The sequence below is a fragment of the Paenibacillus dendritiformis genome (genome assembly GCF_015845845.1).
Classification (GTDB): Bacteria; Bacillota; Bacilli; order Paenibacillales; family Paenibacillaceae; genus Paenibacillus_B; species Paenibacillus_B dendritiformis_C.
On the sequence record NZ_LDIG01000182.1, the window covers coordinates 1 to 11,457 of the forward strand.

An 11,457-nucleotide genomic window follows, 5' to 3' on the forward strand; every position below is an offset into this window, starting at 1 on the left:
ACCTACTATGGACAACTGCATTCGATTGCGCTGACCTTTAGCGAAAAAGATCGCTACATCACGATTCGCGGGTTCCTGAAGTTGATCAGGGACAAATACGAAATTCGTCTTTTTGCGGACTCCTATTTTTCCGTTACCCACCAGTTTTTGATTTTACCGAATCGTCTGTGGGAGGAACTGGACGCCCGGTGCCCGACGCGGACTAGGGAGATGTTTCGCAGCATCGATGACGAGCTGGATTTTCCGTGAGGGTGCCTCAGAAGGAAAAAATGCGATTATCGCTTATAAAAGCAACCCGCAAACTTTGGTGTTTGGCGGGTTGTTTTTTCTTTACAGGTCAAGCTTTTTACTTTCGCGTTGTTCAAGGCTGCGGGCCGTCTGGCTTAGCTCGACATTTTTTTGATCCTGAAAGGTTCCCAAGGCGAGATCAAAAACCGGGTTTGTCACGCCGTACCAGTAATTTTCATTTTTATAGTGATGCCATAAATGGACTTTTTTCATCCAACGGCCCCAGGGGGTAACGGGGGTAATCGGACGATGGGCGATATAGTGCTTCCACTCATAAAACAAGAGAAACAGGATCACGCCAGCGATAAAAGCATTCGTAATCACGAGGCTTGCTGAAATAAAGTAGGCGATGGTTCCCGCGATGGCGAGATTCGGCAGAGTATACCACAAGGGCAGAAACAATAAATGCAGGTCATTCGGATTGGAGTGATGATCATAATGCAAACGCTTAAGTAATTTTAAAAAGAAGGGGTTCTTCGGAGTTTTTAGGTGAAACAGGAAACGGTGCGTAAAATACTCGGCGGCGGCATAAGCGGCCATGCCTATGGTGAATGCAATCCATGGGCCGATGGTTGTCAGGCCTGGAATGAGCAGGCTAAAACTGACCAAGAAGATTCCGTACATGATGCATATATCGGGAAAAAGGAAAAACTCTTTTATATATTTAGTCTTCATTCAAAACGCCTCCTTAATGCCGTTACTTAGGGCCAACGTTTCCGTGTTTCTTGTGAAGCGGCCTTTTTGCTGCGCTGATCTATGAATATGCAGGAAATACGGGGGTGTTGCCGGTTGATCACTGGGAATGCTGGTTCAAGTAAATTACCGTCGCTCAAGATAAGTCAGGGGAACCGTAACCTAAAGAAAGGCAAGTTTTTGCTCTGGGTGGGGGATAATGTATTCATTGCGTGCGAAAGAGAGGATCGGCAAGGAAATTCGTTTTTATGCGGTACCCGGGAAACACTCCAGCATGCTATGAGGGAAGCGGGTATCGATACAAACGCGGTTTATATCACCTATTTGCTTAAATGCCGACCGATGCGTGCTTATAATAAGCCTGAGGCCAGAGCAGCATGTATTCCCCATCTACAATTACAGCTCCTGGAGAAGCAGCCGTCGGTATTATTTGGTTTTGGGAATGTCGTGGCGGAAGCAATATTCCCACAGAAGGAGAACGCCAGTGTCAAGGAATTGCGAGGGAGCTGGCACGAGTTTCAGGGTATCCCGATCAGCTTTACCTATCACCCGCTTGCCGTAAGAAGGAGACCCAATTTACTGAGGCTCTTCGTAGAGGATTTGAAAGCATTGAAGGAGAAGTGGAAGGAAAAATCAACGCCGGCAACATAAACGCATACATATATTCAATCAAGAAGACACGTTTAATCACGACAATCAGGCCACCGATTACTTCGGCGGCCTTTTTTCGCTGAGAGACCCGATAAGCTATCATAAGGGAAAGCGAAAAATTTCGAAATATTGGTGTGGATACTATCTGTTAGAATTTCATCGATTAACCTCTCAAGATTAATCATGGCAAGAGGAAACTTTAGATAAATTATCTCTTGAGGGCCAGCGTTAGAGAATTTCCTGGCTTTTAATTACTTTGTAACTGTCATATAATAGTAAATATCTTAATCTTTCAATGATAGTGGTATACTATGATCAGGCAATAATAGAAAAGGTATATGATTCCGATCACGTTCCGGCTTGCTGTGTTAGGGGAGCTGGCGGGAGCGACTATATCTTTTCTTCAAATATCAGAGTATAAGGGCGGTAAAAATGAGCAGCAGACAAACCGAAACAGACGTTATCTTGATTGGTGCTGGAATCATGAGTGCGACTTTGGGGACATTGTTGAAGGAATTAGTGCCGTACTGGGAAGTTACAGTGTTTGAGAAGCTGGCAAGCGCAGGAGAGGAAAGCTCTAACGAATGGAATAACGCGGGAACGGGGCATGCTGCGCTGTGCGAACTGAACTACACAACCGAAAAGCCGGACGGGACCATCGATATTAGCAAAGCGATCAAAGTGAATGAACAGTTTCAAGTTTCACTGCAGTTTTGGTCTTATCTTGTCGACAGCAATCTGATTCGGAATCCGCAAGACTTCATCATGCCATTGCCACATATGAGTTTAGTGCAAGGGGAGCAAAATGTAGCGTTTTTGAAAAAACGTTTTGAAGCGCTATCAAACAATTCTCTATTTCAAGGGATGGAATTTTCCGATGACCCGGAAAAATTGATGGAGTGGATCCCTCTGATTATGAAAGATCGGATCTTGAATGAACCGATAGCGGCAACAAGAATCGAATCCGGCACAGATGTCAACTTTGGCGCTTTAACGCGCATATTATTCGATCACTTACAGAATAAAAACGTCGATATCCATTATCAACATCGAGTAGAGGATATTAAACGTACGAGCGATGGCTTGTGGGAATTAAAAGTACGGAATGATCGAGGCGAAGTCGAACGCCATACCGCCAAATTTGTCTTTATCGGCGGCGGGGGAGGAAGTCTTCCTTTGCTTCAAAAATGCGGCATTCCTGAAGGAAAGCATATTGGAGGGTTCCCGATAAGCGGGTTATTTATGGTGTGCAATAATCCGGAGGTGGTAGCGCAGCATCATGCCAAAGTATACGGAAAAGCGAAGGTTGGCGCGCCTCCAATGTCGGTTCCGCATCTTGACACCAGATTTATCGACAATAAAAAATCACTGCTCTTTGGACCGTTTGCCGGCTTCTCGCCAAAGTTCTTAAAAACCGGTTCCATGTTTGATTTGATAGGTTCGGTAAAACCGAATAATGTATTGACGATGTTGGCGGCGGGTGCAAAAAACCTGTCGTTGACAAAATACTTAATCCAGCAAGTTTTGTTATCCAAGGAAAAGCGCATGGAAGAGTTGCGAGAGTTTATTCCGAATGCCAAAAGCGAGGATTGGGATCTATTGGTGGCGGGCCAGCGCGTGCAAGTCATCAAAGATACGGTTGCCGGCGGTAAAGGAACGCTTCAATTCGGTACGGAAGTCGTCAGTGCCGCCGATGGATCGATAGCCGCCTTGCTCGGCGCTTCTCCGGGGGCTTCAACCGCCGTGTCCGTCATGCTTGAGGTCATCGAGAAATGCTTCCCGCAGCATCTAAAAGAGTGGGAGCCGAAAATAAAAGAAATGATTCCTTCTTATGGCTTGTCCTTAGTGGAAAACCCGGATCTTATCCATGACATTCGTACGGAAAAAGCGCGGACGCTTGGTCTGCACAATGAGTTGCAGCCTGTCATGTAGACCGTGCAAAAGAAAAAAATGAATTAAGCTCCTGGAATACATGAATGGTATTGTCGACTTCACGCTAAAATCCAACCCACAAAATTATCCCCTTCAGGTGTACTCGTTTCCTCATGATGAATTGAGGTCTCTTTTGAGTGACTGCTTGAAGGGGATGATCACTTATATTTTATCTGCAGAAATACGCTCAGGTATTTTGGTAACATTGTCGAAGCCGAAATCCAAGTTTCTCGTCATGTACTTATTAAAAAAGCTTGGATCAATTCCTGTCATATGATGAAAGAAGGATACTTCTACTTTCCAATCGTTTTCAATCATATGACCAATATCCAAGAGACCTCTTTTTGAAACCAGATCAATGATTGTTTTGATTTTCATCGGTTTCTGGATTGGAATGACATCATCAAGCGGTTCAACTTTTAAATAACCTTTCCGGTGCATTGCCGCGTAAAAGTTCCGATGATCTTTTGGTTCGATAATCCCAAGATTAGCTGCCCTATATCCCAACACTTGCAACGAAGTTTTCCATTTCTTTTTCAAATCTAAATAATCATCTGGATTCGTGATATGGGATACATCCTTCATGTCAATTGCGAATTCGTCTTCCGGCAGTAATAATGCTCCGGCAAATAGATTCGCTTCATTCTCAATCATTTTGTGCTCTTTCCGGTCTAAGTTAGCGAATTCAAGGCGATAATGAAGCAACAAATGACCCAATTCATGTGCGATATCGAAGTTCCTCCGAACAGCCGATCGTTTCATATTACCCAAAATGATATAGGGTCGATCGTTTTGGGTCCAGAGGCTATAAGCATCGATCTCCTCGCCAATCGCCTTCTCAAAAACGAACACTCCGCTCTTTTCGATCAGGAACATGAGATCTTCATTATTAGAATTCGGTAACTCGAGCCTTTTTCGCGCCAAATGAGCGACATGATATATTTGAGTAGATCTGTCGTCACCTGTATGGTTTAAATACTCAATAACCTCGTCCCTTAACTTAATGATTTTTAAGGTAGGAAGGCTGACTTTGGCCGTTACATAGTTGACAAAAGCATCTAAATATTCAATATGCTTCGCTTCTGCCTGCGTCTTCGAAATGACATTCAATACTTTTGAACGATATGCGATGTTCATTACGTCGACATTGGCAGGCGTCATGTACCGTGCAAGCATGTCTTCCGTATAAAAGTATTTACTTTTTACGCTAAAAATTCGTTTCAATTCGTTCACGATCTGCAATTTCGGAGATGTATAAGCGTTCTCGTACTGCCAGACGGCTTGTTCTGTAACACCTAACATTTCGGAGAGCTGCTTTCGCGAATATCCATGCATGATCCGTAAATTGGCTAGATTTTTACCAATGAACATGCCTGCTCCCTCCTTATTTACCTAAAACCATTCTGTTTGTTTATGAATTTTGTTGTTCCTCTTCATAAATCCCGATATCAAATGCGGCTGGATCCATAACATCATCGTTCATTTCAGGTGCCACTACATCGCGATCCTCTTCAGTTAACTCAGCTCCGGAGATAAAGTCGGAGAGATCCTCTACGAGGTAAGCGATGTTATCATTTGGATTAGGCAAGTAGTGTTTGATTTCAGAAATTTGATATGCCTCATCGAGTGCGTATGTAAGGATATGGAACTGATTATAGGACGATGTGAAATCTTCTAGCTCATCTCTCACCCGGCTCTCCAGAATGAATAAGGAAAGCTGTTCAACCGCTTCCGTTTCTTTCCCTCTTTTCGATGATTGCCGTGTTGAGGGGAATGTTAAGTCCTTATTGATTTTCGAGAGTTCATGGAGATAGGTGCGTCGCGGACCTTTCTTTCCGCTATTGTCAGGCAGTTTTGCTTGTGAAAAGCATTCTTCATTGAAATAAGCCGCATTTTTTATAAGAAAAAGAATCTTGGAGTCTCCATGTATGAATTGCAGGTAATCCCATGTTAATCCCGCTTTTGATTTCTTATATGTAAAGCCGTGACTAATACACTCTTCAGCGAGCTTGCTTTCAATAAAATTACCCTTCGTCCAGGAAAAAGCCGAGCTAATCTTCATTTTTGATTTGCGATCTTTCCGATGTTCAATATAGTCACGATAACCATCAACAATAGCATCAACAATCATTTTATTGTGTTCAGGACTAAACTTGTATTGATCCATCTCAAACACTCCAATTCAATTTTATGAAGACATTTATAGTGTAATCGAAATTGGACTGTATTGAAATGATTTTTTTTATTTTTCTTAAAGTTTCGTTGTATATCTTCATTAATTTTTATAGTTATAAAGGGTTTTGCTGGACGTTTACGTTGAATTATTCTCGTACTGTCCAAATATTATTCAAGTACATGTCAAGCTGCCTTTCATATTCGAAGCTGCGATCCCCCGCGTACTTTTTTACAAGTAATGTCGGACAACTAAGCATGTACTTGCACGTGATGGTCGGGAGCCTTAACTTCCGGGATTCGATAATTGAATTCGCCAATTTTGGGGAGATTAGGGAGGAGGATATCGCCAATTCGCCGATTTTCTTCCCTGACGGTTATTCAATGAGCCTGCCGTTACATTGGTTAACGTTATTGCAGAGGAGCTTTCTATATGGACCAACTAATGCCGATACCGCAGCCCAGAACCTATGGGGTTCTCGGAAATTTACCCTTAATTGATAAAGATTCACCGACGTTGTCTTTCGGCAAACTTGCTGACGAATACGGCCCGATTTTTAGATTCGAGTTAATGGGAAGATCCGTAATTATCGTCTCCGGCCCTGAATTAGTCGCCGAAGTATGTGATCAATCCCGTTTTGACAAAGCGATAGGTCATTTGCTCAAAGTACGTGATTTTGCGGGAGACGGACTATTCACCAGTCTGACGGATGAACCCAATTGGCAAAAAGCGCATAACATTCTGATGCCTTCCTTCAGCCTGCAAGCCATGAAGGGGTATCATGACAGGATGCTGGACATCGCTTTACAGCTTGTCCAAAAATGGGCGCGCTTGAATCCGGATGAAAGTATCGACGTTCCGGACGATATGACGCGGCTCACGCTGGACACCATTGGCTTATGCGGATTTGACTATCGTTTCAATAGTTTCTATAGAGAAACCCCCAATCCTTTTATCGTCAGTATGGTTCGAGCTTTGGATGAGGCCATGCATTATAGCAGCCGTTTGCCGCTTCAAAACAAGCTGATGTTAATCACCAGACGTCAGTACGAGCGCGATATTCAGTCGATGTTCTCCTTAGTCGATAAAATTATCGCCGAGCGTAAAGCAAGCGGGGATCAGGGAGGAACGGATTTACTAGCCAGAATGCTGACCGCCAAGGATCCCGAGACGGGACAACCACTGGATGATCAAAATATTCGGTTTCAAATTATTACGTTCCTGATCGCGGGTCATGAAACGACAAGCGGGTTGCTGTCGTTTTGCGATTTACTTTTTATTGAAGAACCCGGAGGTTCTCAAAAAGGCATACAGAGAAGTGGATGAATTATTGACCGGCCCGTTGCCTACGTATGAGCAGGTTCTGAAGCTGAAATATGTGCGAATGATTTTAAATGAATCTTTGCGCTTATGGCCGACCGCTCCCCAATTTAGTCTTTTCGCCAAGGAAGACACCGTGATTGGAGGGAAATATCCCATCAAAAAGGGGGAAGCCGTTTCCATTATTTTACCCAAGCTTCATCGCGATAAGGGAGCATGGGGGGAGGATGCGGAGATCTTCCGGCCGGAACGGTTTGAAGACCCCGCCACAGTTCCCAACCATGCCTATAAACCGTTCGGGAATGGCCAACGGGCTTGCATCGGGATGCAATTTGCGCTTCACGAAGCGACGTTAGTTCTCGGATTGATCCTTCGGCACTTTGAACTGACGGATCATTTGAACTATCAGTTGAAAGTAAAGCAAACCCTGACGCTGAAGCCGGCCGACTTCAAAATCCGTGTGCAATTACGGGATAAAAAACTCGCCAATCCGTATCCCATCCAACCGGAAAACAATCTTGACGATGATCCTGGCCCGGAAAATAAAAGAGAGGCGGCCTCCATCATTGGAGTCCATAATCGGCCCTTGCTCGTTCTTTACGGTTCCGATATGGGAACAGCCAAGCGGATTGCCAAAGAACTGGCGGATCTTGCCCGGTTGCACGGCATCCGAAGCGAAGCGGCACCCCTTGATGACCGGTTAGGCAAACTGCCGAAGGAAGGCGCCCTGATCATCATCACCTCTTCGTATAACGGGAAGCCGCCCAACAATGCAAAACAGTTTGTGCAATGGTTGGAACAGGTCGAGCCAGGTGAGCTTCGCGGTGTTCGCTATGCCGTATTTGGTTGCGGGGACCACAATTGGGCGGCCACGTATCAAGCGGTACCGAGGTTCATTGACGAACAGCTAGCCGAGAAAGGAGCGACGAGATTTTCCCTTCGCGGGGAGGCCGATGCAAGCGGTGACTTCGAAAAGCAACTGGAAGCATGGAAAAGTCAAATGTGGGCCGATGCGATGAAAACTTTCGATTTAAAATTGAATGAAAATGCAGAAAAAGAACGGAGCACACTCAGCATTCAATATGTAAGCGGCTTGACGGAAACTCCGCTCGCCCAAGCGTACGAAGCGGTTCATGCGACAATCGCGGCCAATCGGGAACTGCAGCAGCCTGGCAGCGAACGAAGCACACGCCATATCGAGATTGAATTGCCGGATGGGATGACCTATCAGGAGGGCGATCACCTTGGAGTCTTTCCGAGCAACCGCAAAGACCATATCGATCGCATTTTGCGGCGGTTTGGTTTGCGTGAAAAAGATCAAGTGATTTTGACAGCAAGCGGAGCCAGTGCATCCCATCTGCCTTTAGATCGGCCAATCTCTCTCCTTGACCTGCTTAGCCATAGCGTAGAGGTGCAAGAAGCCGCAACTCGGGCCCAAATCCGCGAAGTGGCCGCTTTCACGGTGTGTCCTCCTCATAAGCGTGAATTGGAAGCTTTGTTAGAGGAGGGAACATATGAAGAGCAAATCTTGAAGAAGCGGGTTACGATGCTGGATCTTGTTGAAAAATATGAAGCGTGCGAGATCCCGTTCGAGAAGTTCGTGGAGCTCCTGCCTCCGCTTAAACCGCGCTATTATTCGATATCCAGCTCCCCGCGGATGGACGAGGAACGCGCCAGCATTACGGTTGGGGTCGTCCGAGGCCAGGCTTGGAGCGGCCGAGGCGAATATCTTGGCGTGGCCTCGAATTACTTGGCAGAGCGCAGACCGGGAGACGATATTGTCATGTTCGTCCGAACGCCGGATTCCGGATTCCAACTCCCCGAAGATCCGCAGACTCCGATTATCATGGTAGGTCCGGGGACGGGAGTAGCGCCATTCCGCGGTTTTCTGCAAGCCCGCGCTATAATGAAGCGGGAAGGACAAGCGCTGGGCGAAGCCCATCTTTACTTTGGCTGCAGGAACGAAGCCGATTATCTATACCGTGATGAGCTTGAACAATATGAAAGGGACGGAGTCGTTACGCTTCATACGGCTTTTTCCCGCATGGAGGGTGTGCCCAAAACCTATGTGCAGCACCTGATGGCGAAGAATGCAGCAGAAATCATCCGCCTTCTCGACGGCGGAGGGCGGCTTTACGTATGTGGAGACGGCAGTAAAATGGCTCCCGATGTAGAGAACGAACTGAAGAAGGCTTATCAGGGTATCCACGGGGTGGATGAACAAGAAGCGGAAAAATGGTTGGGAAATCTGCAGACGTCCGGAAGGTATGCAAAAGATGTCTGGGCGGGGATATAGATTATTCGGCCGCGCCAAAGGCAATATGGCTCAGACGGTAAGAATATAATGTCGGAGAACGGAAGACCAGCGACGAGTATTCGTTGTTTGTTTCTCGGCAGTTATGAGGGCCACTGCTTGGAAAGAGAAGCGGTGGCCTCTTTTTATCCACGGTATTCGCGCAGTTCTTGCAGGGATCGTATTCAGCGGCTTGGGGCGGGCTAACATATTGCTGCCGAGCGAATGCAAGGCCTAAACGGGCCAAAAGGGAAACGAAACAGCACCGTAAACACTCTCGATGGGCCGCACTATCGCAGCTTAGCGCCAAGAAGCGCGCTGCACAGGGCAACGGGATAACGTTGCCAAGGCAGCAGCACAGCGCGAAGCGCCAGCCTCCAGTTCCTGGTCGAGTAGGCGGGGCCTTTCCTTCCGAGGATTGAGCCCCTACCCCTCACAGATCCGTACGTGCGCAATTAACGCATACGGCTCTTCACATCAATCATTTACAACGTATGGTTTTTTTTCTTAGCCGTAGATATTGACATAGATGCGCGGCTTCGGCAGATTCCAGCGTTTGACGAGGTCATAGAATTTCTCTTTGCTGTAACTCTGCCGTTGGCTTCTACGGTTTAGCCATTTGAACATGGATTTCTGTACCAAGTATGCGTACGTTCTTATGCTCTTGAAGTTATCCGTTATTCCGTAGTAGCGGAAATGGCCTATTAATTTCGCACGAATCTTTGGTATAGTTAAGGTTAGTTCCTTATGTCTCGCTTGTTTCATCCATGCGTCAAACGCTTTTATTTTCTGCCTGAATTTCTTCTTGCTCGTTTTGCGTTTGACTCGAAAGCCCCCCGTTCGACTTTTCCCACAGTAATGGGTAAATCCCAGAAAGTCGAACGTGTCCGGCTTTCCCAGGCCGGCTTTCCTCCTTGCAGCCTCAGCGAAGCGGCCAAATCGTATAATCTTTGTTTTCTCTTCTGCCACTGTTAAATTGAATTTAGCCAAGCGCTTGAGCAGAGCATAATAAAATCGCTCGGCATCGTCTTTGAACTGAAACATGCACACGAAGTCATCTGCGAACCGCACCATTTCCGCTCGGCCCCTCAATTGCTTCTTCACGGCCGCATCGAACCATAGGTCCAGCACGTAATGCAGGTAAATATTCGCTAACAGCGGGGATACTGCAGAACCTTGAGGGGTTCCTTCTTCACTCGGTTCGAATACCCCGTTTTCCTGTATCCCTGCAATGAGCATTCTTCTCACAAGGCGGTGGATGTTTGGGTCCCCGATTCTTTTATCCAGAAATTTCATCAACCATTCATGGTTCACATGATTGAAGAAACCCGAGATATCCGCATCGACTACATACTCCATTTTCCCTCGTTCCATGTTGTATGTAACCCGTTTTAGCGCATCGTGCATGCTTCGCCCCGGCCGAAATCCGTAGGAATTTTCCAGAAAGTCCTGTTCATATATCGCCTCGAGCAGTCGTTTGAGTGCCATCTGCACCAGTTTGTCCTCGTAAGCGGGTATGCCAAGCGGCCTTCTGCTTTTCTCGTCCTTGGGGATATACGTCCTTCGTGCCGGCAGTGGCCGGTAGCTTTTCTTCTTCAGCCGGTCCACCAGATTCTTTACGTTGGCTTCCAATTCACGCTCGTACATCTCTTTCGTTATGCCATCTACTCCTGTAGCCTTCCCCGGTTTCATCTTCCTGTGGCAAGCTATAAGCGCTTCCTCATTGATGAGGTGTCCTATGGAAGTGAATCTTAGATTCGGGTCTGACTTGGCCATAGTTGCTATTCTTGCTAATTTGGTTTCCATATTGATTCTGCTGCCTCCGTTGTGCAGTATATGTTTCCTTAACAAGATCGATTGTTGTGTCGCCTGCCTTCCCTCTGCCAACATTACATCGGCTTCTTCGGTACTATGCGGCGATCCGACTCCCTGACTGCCGTTTGGCTTTCTTGCGTTTCATCGCTTGGCCGCCATACTCCCAAAGTCGTTCCTAAAGAGTACTTGTCTTCGGAAGAGCGTCAGGGTCTCCCAAGTTGCCGAGTGATTATTGGTATGCATGCCTGGCTCTTCGACCCCGGGGAAGCTCCGTCTAAACTCACCTTTTTTT

Annotated in this window: 8 protein-coding genes and 1 pseudogene; 5 read left to right on the plus strand and 4 right to left on the minus strand. The window is 46.4% G+C overall.

Features of this window, described 5'->3' with window-relative positions:
- A pseudogene (locus ABD76_RS18840) lies at window positions 1-249 on the plus strand (hypothetical protein); the annotation flags it as partial.
- 81 nt (window positions 250-330) lie between these two features.
- On the opposite strand, the gene ABD76_RS18845 reads toward ABD76_RS18840, so the two are convergent.
- Window positions 331-963 carry a sterol desaturase family protein gene (locus tag ABD76_RS18845; RefSeq protein WP_197258616.1) on the minus strand — a complete coding sequence of 211 codons (633 nt, stop codon included), beginning with the start codon at window positions 961-963 and terminating at the stop codon, window positions 331-333.
- Between the two features lie 114 nt (window positions 964-1,077).
- Between ABD76_RS18845 and ABD76_RS18850 the strand changes: the two genes are divergently transcribed.
- Window positions 1,078-1,632, plus strand: coding sequence for a uracil-DNA glycosylase (locus ABD76_RS18850; protein WP_242069644.1), 555 nt, complete (start codon window positions 1,078-1,080; stop codon window positions 1,630-1,632).
- A 417-nt stretch (window positions 1,633-2,049) separates the two neighbouring features.
- The gene (locus tag ABD76_RS18855; RefSeq protein ID WP_338125147.1) at window positions 2,050-3,564 is read left to right on the plus strand and encodes a malate:quinone oxidoreductase; all 1,515 of its coding nucleotides are present in this window, start codon (window positions 2,050-2,052) and stop codon (window positions 3,562-3,564) included.
- Between the two features lie 162 nt (window positions 3,565-3,726).
- Here the strand turns inward: ABD76_RS18855 and ABD76_RS18860 are convergent, their stop codons facing one another.
- Together ABD76_RS18860 and ABD76_RS18865 are read right to left on the minus strand one after the other, a co-directional pair.
- Window positions 3,727-4,935, minus strand: coding sequence for a spr1629 family repressor/antitoxin (locus ABD76_RS18860; protein WP_197258721.1), 1,209 nt, complete (start codon window positions 4,933-4,935; stop codon window positions 3,727-3,729).
- A gap of 40 nt (window positions 4,936-4,975) precedes the next feature.
- Window positions 4,976-5,731 carry a spr1630 family ClpXP-sensitive toxin gene (locus ABD76_RS18865; protein WP_197258722.1) on the minus strand — a complete coding sequence of 252 codons (756 nt, stop codon included), beginning with the start codon at window positions 5,729-5,731 and terminating at the stop codon, window positions 4,976-4,978.
- 438 nt (window positions 5,732-6,169) lie between these two features.
- Between ABD76_RS18865 and ABD76_RS31000 the strand changes: the two genes are divergently transcribed.
- Both ABD76_RS31000 and ABD76_RS18870 read left to right on the plus strand, forming a co-directional pair.
- Window positions 6,170-7,063 (plus strand): cytochrome P450, encoded by an 894-nt coding sequence (locus ABD76_RS31000; RefSeq protein ID WP_420901958.1) that lies wholly within the window; start codon window positions 6,170-6,172, stop codon window positions 7,061-7,063.
- A complete protein-coding gene (locus ABD76_RS18870) occupies window positions 6,972-9,353 on the plus strand; it encodes a bifunctional cytochrome P450/NADPH--P450 reductase (protein WP_420901959.1) in 2,382 nt (793 codons plus the stop codon). The genes ABD76_RS31000 and ABD76_RS18870 overlap by 92 nt, the downstream gene beginning before the upstream one ends.
- A gap of 504 nt (window positions 9,354-9,857) precedes the next feature.
- Here ABD76_RS18870 and ltrA read toward each other — a convergent pair.
- Window positions 9,858-11,156 (minus strand): group II intron reverse transcriptase/maturase, encoded by a 1,299-nt coding sequence (gene ltrA / locus ABD76_RS18875; protein WP_197253427.1) that lies wholly within the window; start codon window positions 11,154-11,156, stop codon window positions 9,858-9,860.
- Window positions 11,157-11,457: the final 301 nt, after the last annotated feature.